The following is a 20,643-nucleotide window of genomic DNA, read 5'->3' on the forward strand; positions in this document are numbered from 1 at the left end:
GGTTGGATACTTGATTTTAAGTAAAATTTCAGCTACCTTCGTTTAGACCCTAATTAAGACAATTTAAAAGATTCTCTGTCGCAAAAGCTAAAAGAACATCCTAAAAACTTAACTTGAAATTTACCTATTCAAAAAAAGAAAAACTTAAAAGCAAAAAGCTTATTGATCAATTGTTTTCTGAAGGACAATCGGTTTCTGCATTTCCATTGCGTTTAGTTTATTTACCTACAGTGTTTGCCGATGGCGCGCTTACTAAAACAAGTGTTTCGGTTAGTAAAAAGCATTTTAAAACGGCTGTTCATAGAAATCGTATAAAACGTTTACTGCGAGAAGCATACAGATTACATAAACCACTATATTTTAACAATTTAACAACACCGCACGCGTTTATGATTTTGTACATTGGCAAAGAAATACCCACATTAACCCAAATTGAAACCCAAATGGCATTACTATTTGAAAAATTTTCAAGTAAAATTCCTGAAAAATAATTAATCGTATGAAAAACTTACTAAAAAAGAAAATCATCATCCCTATTCTTGCGGCCTCCGTTTTCTTATCAACCACGGCCTTTCAAAATGATTTTTTTGAAATCGCTAAACAGATAGAAATCTTCACCTCAGTGTTTAAGGAACTCAATATGAATTATGTAGATGACACCAACCCAGGTGATTTAATGGATACCGCCATAAAAAGTATGCTGGCGGATTTAGATCCCTACACCAATTTCATGAACGAACAAGATGTTGAAGCGGCACGAATTAATAACACAGGCGATTACACAGGTATTGGAGCGAAAGTAAAAACCTTGAAAGATAAACTAGTGGTGATAGAGCCTTATAAAGATTACCCTGCCGATAAAGCGGGTTTAAAAGCCGGTGATGAAATTATAAAAGTAGGTAATACTGTGGTTGAAACTTATAAAGAAGACGCTGGAAATTTGTTAAAAGGAGCACCTAATAGTTCGGTGGAAGTGACTTTTAAACGTCAAGGAAAACCACAAACGGCTACTATAAAAAGAGCTGAAGTAGAAATAAAGGCCGTGCCTCATTTTTCTATGGTGGATGATAAAACCGGTTATATTGTTTTGAGCAGTTTTAGTGATAAAGCTTATTTTGAGACCAACTATGCGCTTCGTGATTTAAAAGCCCAAGGCGCCAAAAAAATAATTCTTGATTTGCGTGGAAACCCCGGTGGTTTGGTAAACGAAGCCATTAAAATTGTTAACCTTTTTGTGCCGAAAGGACAATTAGTAGTAACCACCAAATCTAAAGTAGAAAAATACAATAAAACCTATTATACCCAAAACGACCCTATTGATAGCGAGATTCCATTAGTGGTTTTAATTGATGGTAATAGCGCCTCGGCAAGTGAGATTGTTTCCGGTTCGTTACAGGATATAGATCGCGCCGTGATTGTAGGTTCAAGAAGTTTTGGAAAAGGTTTGGTACAACGCCCAAAACCACTTACTTATGGCACACAAGTTAAAATAACCATCTCGCGATATTATACGCCCTCAGGAAGGTGTATACAAGCTTTAGATTATTGGCACCGGGATGAAAACGGTGAAGCGGTTCGGGTAAAACAAGAAAATTATAACGAGTTTAAAACTAAAAACGGTAGAAAGGTATTTGATGGCGGGGGTGTTTTTCCAGATGTTCCTATGGGTTCCTATACAAAATCACCCATTACCACGGCTATCATTAATAATGACCTTATTTTTAATTATGCCACCAACTATCACTATAAACATAATATCAATGATATAAAAAGTTTTAAGTTGACTGATGCCGATTTCAAAGATTTTAAAAACTATTTAAAGGCGACTAATTTTTCGTTTGAAACCAACACAGAAAAAGCTCTTAAAAAAGCTTTTGAAACCGCTAAAGACGAGGAGTTAAATGATAATATTAAAGCTGATTTTAATACCTTAATGACTAACTTAAACACTTCAAAAACAACCGTTATTGATGAAAATAAGGCGTATTTATTGGAATTATTAACAGAAGAGATTGTAAAGCAATATGCCTATAGAGAAGGGTTGTACGATTATTATAAAATACATGACAACCATATAAAAAAGGCCACCGAAATACTTGAAAATCCTTCAGAATATTATGGGTATTTAAAATGATTTTTATCTGTTTATCGTAAGAAAGTTCCTTGTTATCAGGCGTCTGGCACGATTTTCGATTTAAAATAGTATATTTATGCCAGTTCTATCATCCTACTATGAATAAGCTATTTTTATATACATTAATTGCCCTAAATTGTGCGTTTTCTTTTTCCCAAAAAGAATTGACACATGAGGTTTATTTTGAAACCGATAAATATGATGTTCCTTCAACTGAAGAAAATCGTTTATTGCTTTTTATTTCCAGCTTAATGGATATGGACATAGAATCTATATCCATTTATGGGTTTTGTGACGATAGAGGCGCAGACACCTACAACCTAAAGCTTTCTCAGCAACGCGCTGAAGCCATAAAAACCGTTTTTTCTAATAATGAAATCAGTGAGTCCTTAATAACCAATGTCGATGGAAAGGGTGAAATTTTATTAAAAATTGTAGAAGAAAAAAACATACTAAAAATAAGAGGTTTAAACAGAAAGGTAGAAATTATTGTAAACCCAAAATTGCCAGAAACAAAACCTATTCAAAAGGATACCATAGCCGTTGTTAAGGAAAAAGATGTTGTTGATTTAATTAAAGAAAGCACTAAAGGAGATAAAATTATTTTCAAAAATATTCTGTTTAAAACAGGCTACGCCACAGTAACTCCAGACTCTAAAAAAAATTTAGATAACATAGCCAAGGCTCTCGTTGAGAGAAAAGATATATACTTCACCATTCAGGGCCATGTATGTTGTACACAATTTACAAGGGATGCTGTAGATAGAAAAACAAAACTGAGAAATCTTTCTGAAGCTAGAGCTAAATATGTTTACGATTATTTTGCTAAAAAAGGGGTTGATAAAAAACGTATGCGCCATTTAGGAATGCGCAGAAAATTTCCGCTTGGTGGCGACCCAAAATTTGATAGACGTGTAGAAATCGTAATAACATATGTTGACGATGCCAATTAACAGCCAATGGACTTCAAAGCCAGATTTCTTTTAGGTATTATCGCTTTCTTAATCCCGTTTTGTGGTGCATCACAAACCTTTGTTCCTGATGATAATTTTGAGCAAGCTTTAATTGATTTAGGCTATGACTCCGGTCCTTTAGATGATTTTGTTCTCACAGCCAATATTAATACCATCACAACTTTAGATATTGCCGATAAAAACATTTCTGACCTTACTGGAATTGAAGATTTTATAGCATTATCTGTTCTTGATTGTTCCCTAAATCAACTAACGTCTCTGGATGTTTCAAAAAATATAAACCTAACGGAATTGTATTTTTTTAACAATCAAATGGCTAGTATTGATACCACTCCCCTCTTAAATTTAAAAATCTTATGGTGCCAGAATAACTTATTAGCCTCTGTTAATACGAATCAAAATCCAAATTTAATTTCTTTAGTATGTGGAAACAATTTACTCACAAGTTTAGATGTTACACAAAACCCAAAACTAGTAGTTCTTAGTTTTGAGAACAATCAAATCTTAAATATCAATTTAGATAATAACCCCGATTTAAACAGATTGCAATGTGGTGGAAACGCTTTAACATCGTTAAACCTATCCAACAATTTAAAATTATCTTACATTTCATGCGAGGATAATAAAATTACTGCTTTAGATCCTAGCAAAAATCTGAATTTAAGTACCTTAATTTGCTCGAATAATTTACTATCTGAGCTAGATGTTTCCAACAATAATTTGTTAACGGTGTTAGACTGCAGCAACAATGTTTTATGCAGCCTTAATTTAAGAAACGGCAACAACATGTTAATGGTTACAGATTTTGAATTAAATGTTTTATTGAAATGTGTTGTTGTTGACAACCCATTGGATATTTCAACTAATTGGAGCCCTGCAAACTATCCGAATTATGTATCTTCCATTGATCAGTGTGCAAATTTTGTTGAAGTAGATCGTTTAACGGATATTGTTGCAAATGTATCCTATACGCTTCCCAATATTAACAACGGGAACTATTTCACTCAATCTGGTGGAAACGGAGCTATGTTGAATCCTGGAGATACTATTTCAACGTCACAAACCATTTATATATACAATAGGGATGCTTGTCGTGATACCGAAACGAGCTTTAATATATTAATTACCAATAATGTAGATTACTATATTCCTAAATATTTTACACCCAACAACGATGGTACCCACGATTTGTGGCAAGTAATTGACTATACCAATAAAATAAATAGTGTTACTATTTTCAATCAATACGGCAAACTTATTAAGTACTTATTGCCTAATTCTCTTATTTGGGATGGCACTTTTAAAGGCGAACTTTTACCAACCAATGATTATTGGTATGTTGTGGTTTTAAATACTGGTGAAACCCTAAGAGGGCATTTTTCATTAAAACGATAGTTACCGTTTTATCATAGCGATGTGAGGGATATCATCTTCTAAATATTCTTCTCCAACAACCTCAAATCCTAAGTTATTATAAAACTTCTTTAAATAACATTGAGCTGATATTTTTATAGTTGTTTCACTATATAAATCTTCAATAGCTTTTATGGATGCTGCCATAATATCGTAACCATATTTAAAAGCTCTCTCGTTTTTTGCAACTAGTACTCTACCGATACTGGCCTCTTCAAAATAATCATTTGGTTTAAAAATACGGGTGTAAGCCATTAGTTTGTTGTTTTTAAAACCTAAAATATGATGTGCCTTTTGATCCTTTCCATCAATATCTTGATAAACACAATTTTGCTCAACCACAAAAACCTCACTTCGTAATTGAAGCAAATCATAAAGTTCTTGGTTGGTTAATTCAGTAAACGACTTTATTTTGATTTTTAACATTTTGAACTAATGCTTAACAATACTCTAAACAACTTATTAAATAATTTTCACAGGGCTTTTAATCCTGTACTATCATATCCTTAGCATCATTTTTACCAAATTCAGGTTGAATGTTTACATGATTAATGTCGTATTTATGAAAAACTAAATCTTCAATTTCATGTAAAATAAGGTCAAACTGAGATAAGGAAATATCTTCTTTAAAATCTATATGAGCTTCCAAATGAATTTCTTCTTCATTTAATTGCCAAACGTGCACGTGATGCACATTTTTTATACTTTCAAAGGCATTTATCTCCTCAACAATTTGTCTTATCGGAATGGAATCGGGTGTAAATAACATTAATACTTTTGTAGAATCTTTCAATAAATCAAAACCCATCCAAATTAAGTAGATAGCAATCGCAAAGGTTAATACACTATCTACCCAATATACTTCATAATATTTCATTAATAAACCACCTACTAAAACCGCTACACTAGCCATCATATCTGTTAATAAATGGAGGTAGGCGCTTTTCATGTTCATGTTCGCCTCCGAATCTTTTTTTAATAAAAGCACACTTAAACCATTGGCAACAATACCTAAAAGCGATAACCAAATAACCAACCCGCTTTCAATGGCTTCAGGGTTTCTAAATCTTTTTATGGCTTCTATAATTAATAAGGTGGCTACAATAATTAAGGTAGAGGCATTTATGAAAGCCGCTAAAATTTCGGCACGTTTATACCCAAAAGTTCTATGGGTAGATGCCTTTTTTTTGGCTAATTTATTAGCTGCATAACTCACCACTAAAGATAAAACATCACTAAAATTATGCAGGGCATCACTTAAAAGCGCTAAACTTCCCGAAAGCACACCTCCTATAACTTGAGAAACGGTGATAACAATATTTAGAAGAATAGAAATAAACAAGTTTCTACCTTTTAAATCGGGATGTGCGTGCGTGTGATTATGAGAATGGTTATGACCCATTTAACAAGATAATGGAATTTTATCTATGCGTTTTTGATGTCTTCCTCCTTCAAAATCCGTATTTAAAAACACTTCAACCATGTCTACAGCTTGTTGAATAGCAGTAAATCTTGCTGGAATACATAAAATATTGGCATTATTATGGGTGCGTGCTAGATATACTATTTCTTTATTCCAACATAAACCAGCTCGTATTTTTTGATGTTTGTTGGCCGTCATGGCAACGCCATTGGCACTACCGCAAATTAAAATACCGTATTGAGATTTACTATCTTCAACATCTTGCGCTACTGGATGCACAAAATCGGCGTAATCAACGCTATCTTTAGAATCTGTTCCGTGGTTTATAACGGTATATCCTTTTGATTCTAGGTACGTAATAATAGCAAATTTATAATCGGTTCCTGCGTGATCGTTTCCAATTGAAATGGTCATTTATTTATGAATTTTAAGTGTAATGGCAAAGGTAGCAATTATAAACATTGTGTATTAAAATATTCATTACTTGTTAATAACTGTTTATCGTTTTTTAAAAGAAAAATATGGAATATCCATTTATTTTTCTAATCAAAAATGACTCATTAAAAACAAAATATTTAATTCACTTTTTTTAGCAATGTTATGAGATATAAAAAGCAGAGCTGTAAACATAAAATTATAAAAAGTTATGATAATAAAGTAGTTAATTTTGGTTGTTAACAACTGTGTATATAAAAATCAAAATCATTAAATATGAACCATTTAAAATAAATTCTATTGTTAATTAACTATTAATAGAATGTAAAATTATTGTAATCAAAATAAAACTTAAAAAAGTTATACCACATATTAACAAGCTATAATCATCAGTATTTGTTTTTTTAAAATTTTAAAAGAAAATAATAATATGTTATTTATGGTTGATAACTTCAATTTAACATTCACTAAATACTATTAAATATTAATATTGTAACTTTGTGCAAAATAAATAGCAAACCTTCTCCTAAACTATAGCTATTTAATAACACAATTTCCTGTATCTTAGGAAATGAATATGATTACAAAAATTACATGACAAGAAAGAAAAAAGGAAAGACCAAAAATAAAGGCATTTCCAACTTAACAAATACTATCTTAAGTATTTTAAAAAAAGAAAGAAACCAAAGTTTTAACTACAAACAAATAGCTGCAAAAATTGGTGTTAATGATGCCAGTAGCAGAAACCAAATCATAAAAAAACTGCGTGATTTACAAGGAAAGCAAGAAATTGAGGAAGTAGAACGTGGCAAGTTCAAGGCGGTTATTAATACGGAATATCATAAAGGCATTCTAGACTTATCAGCAAGAGGATCTGGCTACATTATATGCGAAGATTTTGATGATGATGTCTATGTGGCTTCTAATAATATTAATAAAGGTTTGGATGGTGATGAAGTTGAATTTTACCTTTATAAACGCAGAAAGCGAGGTAAACTAGAAGGTGAAATAACCCAGATTTTAAAGCGTGCCAAAAGTGAATATGTAGGCGTGATACAAATGCAGAAAAACAATAATTTTGCTTTTGTAGTTCCTGATAACACCAAAATGTACAAAGATATTTTTGTACCCATCAATAAAACACTCAAAGCTGAAGATGGTGATAAAGTACTGGTAAAACTTGAAGATTGGCCAGAAAAAGCAGATTCTCCCTATGGAAAAGTGCTGCAGGTTTTAGGTAAACCAGGAGAGCACAATACAGAAATACATTCTATTTTAGCAGAATACGGCTTACCTTACGAATTTCCCTTTGAAGTTGAAGATTTTGCCAATAAAATTGATACCTCTATTACCCCGGAAGAAATTGCAAAACGTCGCGATATGCGACAAACCTTAACCTTTACCATCGATCCAAAAGATGCCAAAGATTTTGATGATGCTCTATCTTTTAAAGAACTTGGAAACGGACTTTATGAAATCGGTATCCATATTGCCGATGTGTCCCATTATGTAAAAGAAGGTACGGTATTGGATGATGAAGCTTACGAGCGTGCCACTTCAATCTATTTGGTAGATAGAGTGGTGCCTATGTTACCAGAAATACTATCAAACAACGCTTGTTCATTAAGACCTCACGAGGAGAAATATACATTTTCGGCGGTGTTTCAAATAAATGATAAAGCTGAAGTTAAAAACCAATGGTTTGGGCGCACCGTAACTTATAGCGATGCGCGTTTTGCTTACGAAGAGGCCCAAGCGGTTATAGAAAGTAAAACAAACCATATTCCGCAAGAAGTATCTCTTACAGGAAAAGCTTATAAAACCGATGAAGCTATAGCAAACGCTATTTTAAAAATGGATACACTCGCTAAAATTATGCGTCGCCAACGCATGAAAAATGGGGCCATTTCTTTTGATAAAGTTGAAGTAAAATTCGATTTAGATGATCAAGCAAACCCAACCGGTGTATTTTTTAAAACCAGTAAAGATGCCAATAAACTTATTGAAGAATTTATGCTATTGGCCAATAAAAAAGTTGCTGAATTTATTGGAAAGCAATCTCCTAAAAAGACCTTTGTGTACCGTATCCATGACGAACCAGACGATAGTAAACTGGCCGCTTTACAAAATATTTTGGGTAGGTTTGGTTATAAACTAAATTTTAAAGACCGAAAAACCACCACAGCATCCTTAAATAATTTACTTAAAGAAGTAAATGGTAAAAAGGAACAAAATCTGGTTGACACCTTGGCGATACGAAGTATGAGTAAAGCAGAGTATTCTACCCATAACATAGGTCATTACGGATTGGCGTTTGATTATTACAGTCATTTTACCTCACCCATTCGTCGGTATCCTGATGTTATGGCACATCGGTTATTACAATACTACATCGATGGAGGAAAATCGGCCAACGAAGAAGTGTTTGAAGAAAAGTGCCAGCACTCCAGCGATATGGAAAATCTGGCTACCAAAGCGGAGCGCGATTCCATTAAGTATATGCAAATACGTTTTATGGAAGACCATAAAGATGAAGAATTTGTAGGTGTAATTTCAGGTGTTACCGATTGGGGTATTTATGTGGAAATCATTTCCAATAAGTGTGAAGGTATGGTTAGCGTTCGTGATATGAAAGATGACCATTATGCCTTCGATCAAGACCATTATGCCATGATAGGTAGAAACACCAAAACCATGTATCAATTAGGTGATGAAGTGGTTGTAAAAGTTAAAAATACCGATTTAGTTAAAAAACACCTGGACTTTAATTTGATAGGGAAGCCGGAATAATAATTTTTTGGTAGTTAGCTAGTTGTTTTTTTATTGAAACCATGTATTGTATTGATACATATGAAATATTTTTGAATTGACTAATTATGGAATAAAAGTTTACAATCAATTACTTTATACACCCACAAGCCTCTTTGAGTATTTACCAAACAACTTCTTAAATATCAAACCAATTACCATACTTAGGCCAATTGACAATACTAAATAAGTAATAGAAGCTAGAAACAAATTAAGAGGGGCTATTTGATGCATGGTTGATAAAGGCATTATAGGCTCCGCAATAAGGTCTAAAAAAAAGGCGTGTAGAAAATAAATAACAAAAGCATAGCTCGCTACAGGATTTAACCAACGAGGCTGCCTTTCACCTAAATTTTTAAATAATACAATAAATATTCCTGATAAACACATTTTCTGAATATAGTACAAAGCACTCATTAACGACCAGTCCCCAAACTTATTAATTTCTATTGTTTGAAAATAAACTAAGGCCACTGATGAGAGCAGAGCAATCAACACAAACAACAACATGTTTTTTTTTACCCATGAAAACTTTTTCTCCGGATGGTTACCAAAATATATACCTGCGGCATAGGCACCTGAGAAGTATATCATGGTGGATAAACTCAACTGATTTTCTTCCATATCCATCAACTCAACTCTAGATATAGCCAAGGGTAATGCAATAATGACCAACATGAATAATGTTCCCCATTTTTCAAAACTCATTAAATAATCTAAAAGAGGTGTTACGAGGTATAGAAATATTAAAATAGGTATATACCAGTATGGAAACTGTGCCGTACCAAATATAAAATTATTAAAAGCGGCATGTAAATAGGAGTTAAAATCTGTCTGCAGTTGAAATGGAATGTAGATTGGGGGTTCGAAAACAGGGTTGAATATGGAAAAAACCAATGTTAAAAACAAATAGGGTAATAATACGTTTTTAAACTTACTGCTATAAAATCTTTTATACCCTCTACTTTTTAAGATAACCGAAAAAAGTAAACCAGAGATAACGGCAAAATAAATAGTACTGTTGTGAAAAAGCAATTCATTGGCAATACTGTAAGGGCTTTTTAGGTCCATACTTTGGTAGTTAAAGTCATAAAGAGCGTATGCGAAGGCATGAATGAAAACAATATTTATGATGGCAAAACCTCTGAAACTATGCAAGTATCCAAGGAATTGAGGTTGGTTTTCTTTGTTCATATTTGAAGAAGTTAATTCATACTAAGCGAATAAATTTAATTTTGTTTCATTTAATAATATTCATTTTTTAATTGTCAATACCTATTGATAATTGAAGATAGATGAAATTTTTTACAAAGCCACCAATCCTTTGTGTTTTAATGTATAAAACTTGTAACTTTAGTTGGTTTTTATATACTAACATTGAAAATTTACACCAATGATTTTAACGACTACAAACAACATAGAAGGACACGTTATTCAAGATTATTTGGGCATTGTTACAGGTGTTTCAGTCAATTTAAAAACGAAATATTCTTTTAAAACAGAGAAAAATTTAAGTATTTCATCAGATCTGATTAATAAAGCTAAAGAAGAAGCTTTTCAAGATTTAAGAGATAATGCTATAAAGCTTAAAGCCAATGCGGTGGTTGGTATTTCAATAGATTTTGAAACCGAATCAGGTCTTTATTTCTTTGTTTCGATAACAGGTACCGCTGTAAAAGTGGCTTAAAAAGATAATGTTTCATTATTTTTATAAGCAATGGAATAATTATTGATAATTTTACGTTGAATCAAAAAACAAATCCATGAAAACCTTAATTAAAGCGTTTGTATTATTTATTACAGCAACACTATTTGCACAAAATCCCATTGAAAAGAGTATTGGAGAATTCACCGAAATAAAAGTGTATGATTTAATTGAAGTTAAGATGATCAAGTCTTACGAAAATAAGGTAATCATTACTGGCGAAAACAAAGAAAATGTGCTTGTAAACAACAAAAATGGTAAACTCAAAATAAAAATGAGTTTGGAAGAAATTTTTGATGGGAACAAAACGAAGGTTACATTACACTACACCAGCGTTGATATTATCGATGTCAATGAAGGGGCCAAAGTAACTTCAGAAGACAAAATAAAACAGTTTGAAATCGATTTAAAAGCCCAAGAGGGCGGACGAATAGAAGTCCCTGTGGATGTGAACTATATAAACATAAAATCGGTAACTGGAGGCGTTATAAAAACCTCAGGAAAATCAAAAAATCAAGACGTAAACTTATCTACAGGAGGCATTTACGAAGGAGAAAATCTAGACACTGAAAAAACAGAAGTATCCATCAATGCCGCTGGAGAAGCGTATGTTAAAGCCTCAAAATTGGTAGATATAAAAATAAGGGCTGGAGGCGACGTGTTTATTTATGGCAATCCAGAAGAAGTGAATGAAAGCAGGGTTCTTGGAGGCCGTGTGAAACGGATGGATTAAATAAACTCATCATAAAATAATGTAAACCCTCTGAAAGCAGAGGGTTTTTCTATATTATCAAGTTTAAAAATAAAATATTTCTTTACTTTGTTATAAAACAGGATATTTTCATGATTGATGATATTATAAGAGCAATCCCTTTTGGTATAATTTTAGCTTTTACCATAGGACCTGTATTTTTTGTTCTCTTAGAAACCAGTGCTACCAAAGGCTTTAAGAGCGCTTTGATTTTTGATAGTGGTGTGATGCTGGCTGATATCATTTTTATTTTAGTGGCATTTTTTAGTACCAATAAACTATTGGAAAAAATTAAAGACGACCCTAATTTTTTGGTTTTTGGTGGTGTTCTTTTGGTAACCTATGGCGTTATTTCGTTCATCAAAACATCAAAATCATTTAGAGACATTGTTAGGGAATACCATAAAATTGAAATAAAAAAAGGGTATGGTAAACTGTTTTTAAAGGGTTTTTTATTGAATTTTATTAACATAGGGGTGTTATTGGGATGGGTTGCTTTTATAGTTTTGGCAAATTCTTTAACAGAATCCAAAAACGGTGTTTTAGTGTTTTTGAGTACGATTTTAATGGTATACTTTTTGGTCGACTTAATTAAAATAGCTGTTGCTAAAAAGCTTAAAAGTAAATTAACACCGCGAACCATTTTTAAAACAAAAAAAATTATTGCCTTAGTTATTTTAGGGTTTGGTATTTTGCTTTTGGTTCAAGCATTTTTTCCAAAGGAAAAGGAATTGATTAAAGAAAAGTTGGAACAAATTAATCCCATAAAAGAAAAGCTTCCAGAATAACTGAAAGCTTTTTATTTTGAGGCGTCAAGCGGATTCGAACCGCTGTAGAAGGTTTTGCAGACCTCTGCCTAGCCACTCGGCCATGACGCCTTGTTTAGTTGTGCAAATGTAAAAAAAATAAATACTTTATAATACTTAAAACTATTTTTTACGCGTATCAGACATTTTTATAGTCACTCTAGCCACATCGCCACCAATAGGCGGGTTTAACTTACTTACGCACACAGTGGCTTTTGTTACCATATGATCTTCTTTAAAAATTCTGTTTAATATCCGTTTTGCTACTGTTTCAAGTAATTGAGAAGCTACAGCCATTTCTTCTTTTATTACCCTATTTAAAAAAACATAATCAACCGTATCGCTCAGGTTATCTGTTTTCGCAGAGTTTTGTAAATCGGCTTCAACCTCTAAATCAACACGATAATCACTACCTATTTTGGCTTCTTCCATTAAACAACCATGATAAGCGAATACGCGAATATTTTCAACTTTAATAATTCCCATTCGTTTTTAAATAAATTTGCTATACTAGATCTTACTTATTGAGCTAAAATAACTTGAATTTACGTAATTTTGAAGCGTATTCAGTTGAAATAAATAACAAACATGTTAGAGGAAAGAAAATCACTCAATTTTATTGAGCAAATCATAGAAGAAGATTTAGCAAACGGAATGTCTAAAGCTGATTTGCGCTTTCGTTTTCCACCCGAGCCAAATGGGTATTTACATATTGGTCACGTAAAAGCCATTGGGATAAGTTTTGGTTTGGGAGAATATTACAACGCTCCAGTAAACCTTCGGTTTGATGATACCAATCCAGCAAAAGAAGAGCAAGAGTATGTAGATGCCATAAAGGAAGATGTTTCTTGGTTGGGTTATAAATGGGATAAGGAATTATTTTCATCTGACTATTTTCAACAACTTTACGATTGGGCTGTTGAAATGATAAAAGACGGAAAGGCTTATGTGGATTCCCAAACGAGTGAAGCCATGGCAGAACAAAAAGGAACCCCCACGCAACCTGGTGTAGATGGCCCTTACAGAAACAGAAGCGTTGAAGAAAATTTGGATCTTTTTGAACGCATGAAAGGTGGAGCGTTTGAGGAAGGTGAGCATATTTTAAGAGCTAAGATAGACATGCAGCACCCGAACATGTTAATGCGCGACCCCATTATGTACCGAATTTTAAAAAAGCACCATCACAGAACAGGTAACAATTGGTGTATTTATCCGATGTATGATTGGACGCATGGGGAGAGTGATTATATCGAGCAAATAAGCCACAGTTTATGCTCCTTAGAATTTAAACCTCATAGAGAGCTTTACGATTGGTTTTTAGATCAAGTGGTCGACCCTAAATTAATAAGACCTAAACAACGTGAATTTGCCCGTTTAAACCTAAGCTACACCATTATGAGTAAGCGTAAATTGCTGCAGTTGGTCAATGATAAAGTAGTTGCAGGTTGGGACGATCCACGAATGCCAACCATTTCTGGATTACGACGAAGAGGGTACACGCCAAATGCACTTAGAAAATTTGTGGAAACTGTGGGAGTTGCCAAACGCGACAATGTGATAGATGTATCGTTGTTGGAATTTTGTATTAGAGAAGATTTAAACAAAACAGCACCCCGAGTTATGGCTGTTTTAGACCCTTTAAAAGTGGTTATTACCAATTATCCTGTCGATAAAGAGGAATGGCTTGACGCTGAAAACAACCAAGAAGATGAAAGCGCTGGCTATAGAAAAGTTCCTTTTTCTAGGGAGATTTATATTGAAAAAGAAGATTTCAAGGAAGTAGCTGGAAGCAAGTTTTTTAGATTGAAATTAGATGGCGAAGTAAGACTTAAAAACGCATACATTATTAAAGCAAATAGTGTTGTAAAAGATGCTAAAGGTCATATTATAGAGGTTCATTGTACCTATGATGAGGATACTTCAAAAAAAGTAAAGGGCACACTTCATTGGGTATCCATAAAACACGCTATGAATGCTGAAGTTAGGGAATACGACAGATTATTTATGGATGAAGCCCCAGACAGTTATGAAGACAAAGATTTTATGGAATTTATTAACCCTAATTCTTTAAAGATTATTGAAGCTTATGTGGAGCCGAGTTTAATTGACGCTAAAATTGGAGATAGGTTTCAGTTTCAGCGTTTGGGGTATTTCAATGTTGATAAAGATTCCAAGGCTGATAAATTGGTATTCAATAAAACGGTTGGCTTAAGAGATTCATGGGCAAAGCAAAAACCACAACCACATGAACAGCCTAAACCAAGTAATAACCAGCAGCAACCTCAAAGAAAGGCTATTGATGTTATTCAGCAATTGGGCAAAAAGTACACCAATTTGCCAGCAGAAAAACAGTTGAAAGTTAAAGCAGAGATTCAAAAGCTTGCCAAAGAGGTTCGTTATGAAGAGTTAGAACCGTTGTTTAATACCGCGGCTAAAAAAGTTGGTACTCGTATGGCGGTTATGTTGGTATTAAAGCAAAAACTAATGGAAGGTTTACCAAAAACAGATGTTGTAAATGAATTTATTCAAAAAGCCCTAGAGGACGAAAACGAACTGTTAGTTTCTGAGGCTCAGTCTATTTAAATAAAAATAATTGCTTTTAAAATATTAAATCAGACAAAAATTTATTTATATTTATTTACTAACTAAACTAACATTATTATGGAAATGAATCTTTTAGCAGTATTAGTTGCTGCAGTATCTGCACTAGTTGTGGGATTTATTTGGTATAATCCAAAAGTATTTGGGAATGCTTGGATGCAAGCTGCCGGAATAACCGAAGAGCAAATCAAAGGAGGTAACATGGTAAAAATTTTTATTATGGCTCTAATTTTTGCTCTTTTATTAGCTATGGTTATGCAGACGCTTACCATTCATCAATTTGGAGCTTTAGGAATGATAGGTGGAGATCCCGAAATTGCCTTACCTTCTTTTGAAGCCTTTATGGCAGACTACGGAAACTCTTTTAGAACTTTTAAACATGGTGCTTTGCATGGTGTTATGTCCGGTATTTTTATTGCCCTTCCAATTATTGGCACCAATGCATTGTTCGAGAGAAAAGGCGCTAAATACATATTAATTAACAGTGGTTATTGGATTGTAACGATGTGTATTATGGGAGCCATTGTTTGTGGATGGCAATAATATTTTGTAACCTTTTAACATATTTAAAGACTGAGAATTGTATTTTTCAGTCTTTTTTATTTTTACTTTGATACACTTTAAAGTTTATAAGTCTTTTGATAATCTTCCCGACAGCTGGAATACGGTTGCAGAACACGATGTTTTTTTGCAAACCAATTATCTACAGGCATTATACGCAGCCTCTCCAAATAATATTCAATGGTTTTATGTGGTTGTGTTCAAAGGTGATGATTTAGTTGGTGTAGTTATAGTGCAGCGGGTGCAATTGTATGTAAAGGATATATTCAGGCAAACCCAAGTATCATGCCTAAAAACCTTTATTCGAAATCAGGTATCCAAAGTGTTAAAAGGCAATATTTTAGTGGTTGGTAATTTAACCCACACTGGTCAGCATGGGCTATTTGTTAATCTAGAATCGATTTCTCAAACCGAATTTTTTGAGGCTATTTTTTCGGCTTTAAGTGATATTAAATCCGACATTAAAAGGAGTCAAAACAAAACCATAAGAGCAATTATGTTTAAGGATTATTTTGAAAATGATTCTATTCATAAAAACAAAACCATTTTTGATTCGGAGAAACTTCACAAAGTATATGTTCAACCTAATATGATACTTCCTGTAAAAGCAAATTGGTTAAGTATGGAAGATTATATTTCAGATTTAAACAAGAAATATAGAGATAGATACAAGCGCGCCAGAAAAAAATTGAATTCCATTAAACCTGTTGAATTAGGTTTAGAAGACATAAAAAACCACTCTGAAGAGCTTTATTCTTTGTATTTGAATGTGTCCAAGAATGCAAAATTCAACACGTTTATATTGCCCCAAAATCATTTTTACAGTTTGAAATTACATTTAAAGGACAACTTTAAAGTTTATGGTTATTATTTAAAAGATAAACTCGTTGGTTTTTACACTTTAATTCTAAATAATAGCACCTTGGAAACCTATTTTTTAGGGTATGATGAAGCCCACCAATACCCAAATCAATTATACTTGAACATGCTTTATGATATGCTAAGGTTTGGTATAGAGAATAAGTTTAAAACTGTGGTTTATGCCAGAACTGCTATGGAAATAAAAAGTTCGGTTGGAGCAAAAGCAAAACCCATGGTGGTTTATATGAAACATACCAACCTGTTTTTAAATGCCATTTTAAAACTGGTTTTTAAATTAATGAACCCTTCTCAAGCCTGGGAAGTTCGTCATCCTTTTAAGTAACACCTTATTTATCTATTTTTACAGATATGGTGCTGATGTAATTTGTTTACGCGCAATCTAGATACACAAAAATGAGCTTAAGAAACCTCATATTAATAATTATTAATAGCTTGATTTTTCTGGTTATTCTAATGCTATCTATTACTTTCTATAATCAATTTTCAAATGTATTAGATGATAGAATCCTACTTCAGTTAAATTCAATAAAAACTTTAAAACAAATCCAAGTTGAAAATTTAATTAAAGCGGAATGGAATAAGTTTTTAAACTCAAAAGACACTATAAGCTTGGATAGCTTACAAGTTGAAGTACCAAAAAGTGCCTATAATTCCTCTGGAATTTATGATTTTACACGTTTTGATAAAGAGGGCAAAACCTCAATAGGGATGGTTTCTTTAGACGGAAACAAAACCAATTTAAAAATTATAGACTATGAAAAAATAAAGACCATACTTTTAGAGCGAACAGGTATGGGAAATACTGGAGAATCGTATCTTGTAGGGGAAGACTTCTACATGAGGTCGCAATCTCGTTTTTTGCCAAATAAAACACCATCAAGTATATTAGTTAAAACAAAAGGAGTACGTGATGCACTATCTGGCAAACCAGGCAGAGGTGTTTTTAATGATTATAGAAATGTTAAAGTCTATAGTGTTTATAGCTTAATAGACATTTCAAATCTTAAATTAGTCATATTGTCAGAAATTGACACCAGCGAAGTTAAAGCACCTTTGGAGCACCTAAAAAAAAGACTTATAGGACTAACCTTAATCATTATGTTAGTTGCGGTAATTTTATCATTATTCCTAACCAAAATAATTACCAGCCCTATAATTAACATGAAGAAAAGTTTGAAAATTATGGCTGCCGGCGATTATACCCAAACCAATGAGTTTACAAAAATTTCCAATGAAATACAGGAAATGTTTGAGGCGTTGGCGAATCTTAAAAAATCTCTTCGAGGAGCGGTTAATTTTTCTAATGAAATAGGAAAAATGAACTTTAATACTAATTATATCCCTAAAAGCCAGAATGATTTATTGGGGAAAAGTCTTATAAAAATGCGTGACAAACTCCAGGAATTTAGAAACAATGAAAACAAAAACCGTTTAAACACACAAAGGTTATTGGTAGACGGATTGGAAAACGAAAGAAGAAGGCTATCTCGCGAGCTTCATGATGGTATTGGGCCTCTTTTAACCTCATTAAAATTTTATATTGAAAACAGGATTGAAAGTAAGGATAAAAGAACCGAGATGATTAAAATAGTAGATAGTACCATTTCTGAAATACGATTAATGTCAAACGCCCTAATGCCAACAACTATTGATGATTTTGGAGTAGGTGCAGCCTTAACCAATTTCGTTGACAACATAAAAAAGTCATCAAATATATCTATAGAATTTGAAGATTTATCAAACAAATCAAACAGTAAAATATCTAAAAACCAAGCAATTAATATCTTTAGGATAGGGCAGGAATTAATAAATAATGCGTTAAAACATGCCAACGCGAAAAACATTAGAATAACACTTTCTGAATTTGAAGATTTTATATCGTTTTTCTATTTTGATGATGGAAAAGGTTTTGACATAGATAGCGTGAAACTCGGCTCTGGAATAATAAACATTAAAGAACGGGTTGAAATTTGTAACGGAAAAATAGATATTAATTCCAAAAAAGGACACACCACTTTTGAAATTGAATTACCTGTAAACAATGAGTAAAATTAAATTAATAATAGCCGATGACCACGAGCTCTTTAGAAACGGACTAACAGAGTTGTTAAAAAAGCACGAGGATATGATGGTGGTTAAAAGTGTTGGGAATGGACAACAATTTATTGAAGCAATAAAAAACGATATAGATATTGACATTGCTTTGTTGGATATTACCATGCCTACCATGGATGGATTTGAAGCCTTAAAGGAAATAAAAAATCTAAACTCCACCATCAAACCTATTATTATATCCATGCATGATGATGGCAATTATATTGCTAAATGTGCAAAACATGGTGCCTATAGCTATTTGCTTAAAAACACCGATCAAGATGAATTGATAAAAGTAATTCGTATTGTTAACCAAGAAAAAAAATATTTCAGCCCACAAATAGCGGAAAGAATGGTTAATTACATGTCTGACCAAACAGTTGGCGATAAAATACTTTCGGAAAAAGAAAAGGAAGTTTTAGGCTTAATATCAGAAGGTCTAACCACTAAAGAAATAGCAGAAAAATTGTTTGTAAGCAGAAGAACCATTGAAACACATCGCGCCAATATTATTAAAAAATTAGAAGTTAAAAATACTGCCGAATTAATAAAAAAAGCTACTAAAATCAAATTGATTTGAGATTCCTATCCGTATAAATACGGATAGGAATTACGTGATTTCTTATATATCCAAAAACAGGCATTGTATTTAATTTTATAACGATTTTAAAACCAATCGTTATGAAAAATTTAGCATTTGTATTATTGTTCATGTTTGTTTCTTTTGGTGTTTTTGCTCAAAAAAGAGGCGATTTTAAGGGGCCTGCTTACAAAAATTATAAACCATGGTTACATAAAAGCGAAACAACTTTAGTGTATTCAGTATCCAAAAAAGAGCAATTAACAGGACCCGCCTATAAAAACAAAAAGCCTTGGCAAAATAAATCGCAGAAAACATATGTACCTATAGTTTTTGGATCAGAAAGATCTAAACTTACAGGTCCTGCTTATAAAAACTATAAGCCTTGGAGGAAATCAAAAGCTTAAATTTTTTAAATATTGAATCTCCAACATCATGTAAAACAAAACACCTGTCTCGTTTAATTAATCGAGACAGGTGATTATAATAGAAAGATATAAAATTATTTATCTCCTTTCTTTTTAGCATTTTTCATAGCCTCTCCAATTTGGTTACTTGCGGTAAAACTGGCCACCATTTCGTTTAGCATGTTGCTTCCAGCTTGTGGTGAGTTTGGTAAAAGAATCAGGTTGCTATTGGTTTCCTCGCCCAGAGATTGCAACGTATCATAATGTTGTGTAACGACTATCAATGCAGAAGCTTCTTGACTATTAATACCCACACGATTCAATACTTCTACAGATTCTTCCAAACCGCGTGCAATTTCGCGACGCTGGTCTGCAATACCTTGACCTTGTAAACGTTTGCTCTCGGCTTCCGCTTTTGCTTTTTCAACAATTAAAATTCTGGCGGCATCACCTTCATATTGCGCTGCAATTTTTTCACGCTCGGAAGCATTGATACGGTTCATGGCCGCTTTTACTTGGGCATCGGGATCAATGTCGGTTACTAAGGTTTTGATGATGTCGAACCCATATTCAAGCATGGCATCATTTAATTCGGCTTTTACGGCTATGGCAATATCGTCTTTTTTAACAAACACGTCATCCAATTTCATTTTAGGCACTTCGGCACGCACCACATCAAACACATAGCTGGTTATTTGTTCATGAGGATAGTCCAATTTATAAAACGCATCATACACTTTTTGGCTTAATACACGGTATTGAACCGATACTTTTAGGCGGACAAATACATCGTCTAAAGTTTTGGTTTCTATAATCACATCTAGTTGTTGGATTTTTAAACTTAACCGACCTGCTATCCTATCTACTAGCGGAATTTTTAACCTTAAACCAGATTGACGAATGCTATGGAATCTGCCAAAACGCTCTATAATAGCAGCTGTTTGTTGTTTCACAATAAAAAAAGAGGAAATTAAAATAATAACTCCTAAAAAAAGAATAACTGGAAAAAAGTAACTCATAATCTCTTATTTAAAATGGTTAAAATATTAAGATACTAAAATTATGCTAT

At 32.9% G+C, this 20,643-nt stretch carries 20 protein-coding genes and 1 tRNA gene; 14 read left to right on the plus strand and 7 right to left on the minus strand.

Annotated elements, in window-relative coordinates:
* The first annotated feature begins 113 nt into the window (after positions 1-113).
* The 4 genes from rnpA to ABD963_RS02590 all read left to right on the plus strand — a co-directional run bounded on the left by rnpA (position 114) and on the right by ABD963_RS02590 (position 4,503).
* Positions 114-491: a ribonuclease P protein component gene (gene rnpA, locus ABD963_RS02575; protein WP_345275371.1), complete on the plus strand. Its 378-nt coding sequence runs from the start codon at positions 114-116 to the stop codon at positions 489-491.
* Between the two features lie 8 nt (positions 492-499).
* Positions 500-2,134, plus strand: coding sequence for a S41 family peptidase (locus ABD963_RS02580; RefSeq protein ID WP_345275372.1), 1,635 nt, complete (start codon positions 500-502; stop codon positions 2,132-2,134).
* 98 nt (positions 2,135-2,232) lie between these two features.
* The gene (locus ABD963_RS02585; protein WP_345275373.1) at positions 2,233-3,087 is read left to right on the plus strand and encodes an OmpA family protein; all 855 of its coding nucleotides are present in this window, start codon (positions 2,233-2,235) and stop codon (positions 3,085-3,087) included.
* 6 nt (positions 3,088-3,093) lie between these two features.
* On the plus strand, positions 3,094-4,503 hold the full coding sequence (locus ABD963_RS02590; RefSeq protein WP_345275374.1) for a T9SS type B sorting domain-containing protein: 1,410 nt from the start codon (positions 3,094-3,096) through the stop codon (positions 4,501-4,503).
* On the opposite strand, the gene ABD963_RS02595 is transcribed toward ABD963_RS02590, so the two are convergent.
* Genes ABD963_RS02595 through rpiB form a run of 3 tightly spaced genes read right to left on the minus strand, consistent with a single transcriptional unit; the run spans position 4,504 to position 6,358 of the window.
* Positions 4,504-4,947, minus strand: a complete 444-nt coding sequence (locus ABD963_RS02595) for a GNAT family N-acetyltransferase (RefSeq protein ID WP_345275375.1) — start codon at positions 4,945-4,947, stop codon at positions 4,504-4,506.
* A gap of 58 nt (positions 4,948-5,005) precedes the next feature.
* The gene (locus ABD963_RS02600; RefSeq protein ID WP_345275376.1) at positions 5,006-5,923 is read right to left on the minus strand and encodes a cation diffusion facilitator family transporter; all 918 of its coding nucleotides are present in this window, start codon (positions 5,921-5,923) and stop codon (positions 5,006-5,008) included.
* The gene (rpiB, locus tag ABD963_RS02605) at positions 5,924-6,358 is read right to left on the minus strand and encodes a ribose 5-phosphate isomerase B (protein ID WP_345275377.1); all 435 of its coding nucleotides are present in this window, start codon (positions 6,356-6,358) and stop codon (positions 5,924-5,926) included.
* Between the two features lie 615 nt (positions 6,359-6,973).
* Between rpiB and rnr the strand changes: the two genes are divergently transcribed.
* Positions 6,974-9,169, plus strand: a complete 2,196-nt coding sequence (rnr, locus tag ABD963_RS02610; RefSeq protein ID WP_345275378.1) for a ribonuclease R — start codon at positions 6,974-6,976, stop codon at positions 9,167-9,169.
* Between the two features lie 114 nt (positions 9,170-9,283).
* On the opposite strand, the gene ABD963_RS02615 is transcribed toward rnr, so the two are convergent.
* Positions 9,284-10,381 carry an acyltransferase family protein gene (locus tag ABD963_RS02615; RefSeq protein WP_345275379.1) on the minus strand — a complete coding sequence of 366 codons (1,098 nt, stop codon included), beginning with the start codon at positions 10,379-10,381 and terminating at the stop codon, positions 9,284-9,286.
* Between the two features lie 199 nt (positions 10,382-10,580).
* Between ABD963_RS02615 and ABD963_RS02620 the strand changes: the two genes are divergently transcribed.
* The 3 genes from ABD963_RS02620 to ABD963_RS02630 all read left to right on the plus strand — a co-directional run bounded on the left by ABD963_RS02620 (position 10,581) and on the right by ABD963_RS02630 (position 12,431).
* Positions 10,581-10,874: a YbjQ family protein gene (locus ABD963_RS02620; protein ID WP_345275380.1), complete on the plus strand. Its 294-nt coding sequence runs from the start codon at positions 10,581-10,583 to the stop codon at positions 10,872-10,874.
* Positions 10,875-10,950: 76 nt separating this feature from the next.
* Positions 10,951-11,625, plus strand: coding sequence for a head GIN domain-containing protein (locus ABD963_RS02625; protein WP_345275381.1), 675 nt, complete (start codon positions 10,951-10,953; stop codon positions 11,623-11,625).
* A 110-nt stretch (positions 11,626-11,735) separates the two neighbouring features.
* The gene (locus ABD963_RS02630; protein ID WP_345275382.1) at positions 11,736-12,431 is read left to right on the plus strand and encodes a LysE family translocator; all 696 of its coding nucleotides are present in this window, start codon (positions 11,736-11,738) and stop codon (positions 12,429-12,431) included.
* A gap of 19 nt (positions 12,432-12,450) precedes the next feature.
* Here ABD963_RS02630 and ABD963_RS02635 read toward each other — a convergent pair.
* Positions 12,451-12,521 (minus strand) — tRNA-Cys (locus ABD963_RS02635).
* Between the two features lie 51 nt (positions 12,522-12,572).
* Positions 12,573-12,935: a dihydroneopterin aldolase gene (folB, locus tag ABD963_RS02640; RefSeq protein ID WP_345275383.1), complete on the minus strand. Its 363-nt coding sequence runs from the start codon at positions 12,933-12,935 to the stop codon at positions 12,573-12,575.
* Between the two features lie 102 nt (positions 12,936-13,037).
* Between folB and ABD963_RS02645 the strand changes: the two genes are divergently transcribed.
* The 6 genes from ABD963_RS02645 (at position 13,038) to ABD963_RS02670 (ending at position 19,574) form a co-directional block, all read left to right on the plus strand.
* Positions 13,038-15,032 carry a glutamine--tRNA ligase/YqeY domain fusion protein gene (locus tag ABD963_RS02645; protein WP_345275384.1) on the plus strand — a complete coding sequence of 665 codons (1,995 nt, stop codon included), beginning with the start codon at positions 13,038-13,040 and terminating at the stop codon, positions 15,030-15,032.
* Between the two features lie 78 nt (positions 15,033-15,110).
* Positions 15,111-15,593: a DUF1761 domain-containing protein gene (locus tag ABD963_RS02650; protein WP_345275385.1), complete on the plus strand. Its 483-nt coding sequence runs from the start codon at positions 15,111-15,113 to the stop codon at positions 15,591-15,593.
* Positions 15,594-15,660: 67 nt separating this feature from the next.
* Positions 15,661-16,815 (plus strand): GNAT family N-acetyltransferase, encoded by a 1,155-nt coding sequence (locus ABD963_RS02655; RefSeq protein ID WP_345275386.1) that lies wholly within the window; start codon positions 15,661-15,663, stop codon positions 16,813-16,815.
* Positions 16,816-16,886: 71 nt separating this feature from the next.
* Positions 16,887-18,542, plus strand: coding sequence for a sensor histidine kinase (locus ABD963_RS02660; RefSeq protein ID WP_345275387.1), 1,656 nt, complete (start codon positions 16,887-16,889; stop codon positions 18,540-18,542).
* Complete coding sequence (locus ABD963_RS02665) at positions 18,535-19,167, plus strand: response regulator (protein WP_345275388.1); 633 nt, start codon at positions 18,535-18,537, stop codon at positions 19,165-19,167. Before ABD963_RS02660 ends, ABD963_RS02665 begins: the two co-directional genes overlap by 8 nt.
* Positions 19,168-19,268: 101 nt before the next feature.
* Positions 19,269-19,574 carry a hypothetical protein gene (locus tag ABD963_RS02670; protein WP_345275389.1) on the plus strand — a complete coding sequence of 102 codons (306 nt, stop codon included), beginning with the start codon at positions 19,269-19,271 and terminating at the stop codon, positions 19,572-19,574.
* 95 nt (positions 19,575-19,669) lie between these two features.
* On the opposite strand, the gene ABD963_RS02675 is transcribed toward ABD963_RS02670, so the two are convergent.
* A complete protein-coding gene (locus ABD963_RS02675; RefSeq protein ID WP_345275390.1) occupies positions 19,670-20,593 on the minus strand; it encodes an SPFH domain-containing protein in 924 nt (307 codons plus the stop codon).
* Between the last annotated feature and the right edge of the window lie 50 nt (positions 20,594-20,643).

It is taken from the genome of Litoribaculum gwangyangense (genome assembly GCF_039543505.1).
Classification (GTDB): Bacteria; Bacteroidota; Bacteroidia; order Flavobacteriales; family Flavobacteriaceae; genus Litoribaculum; species Litoribaculum gwangyangense.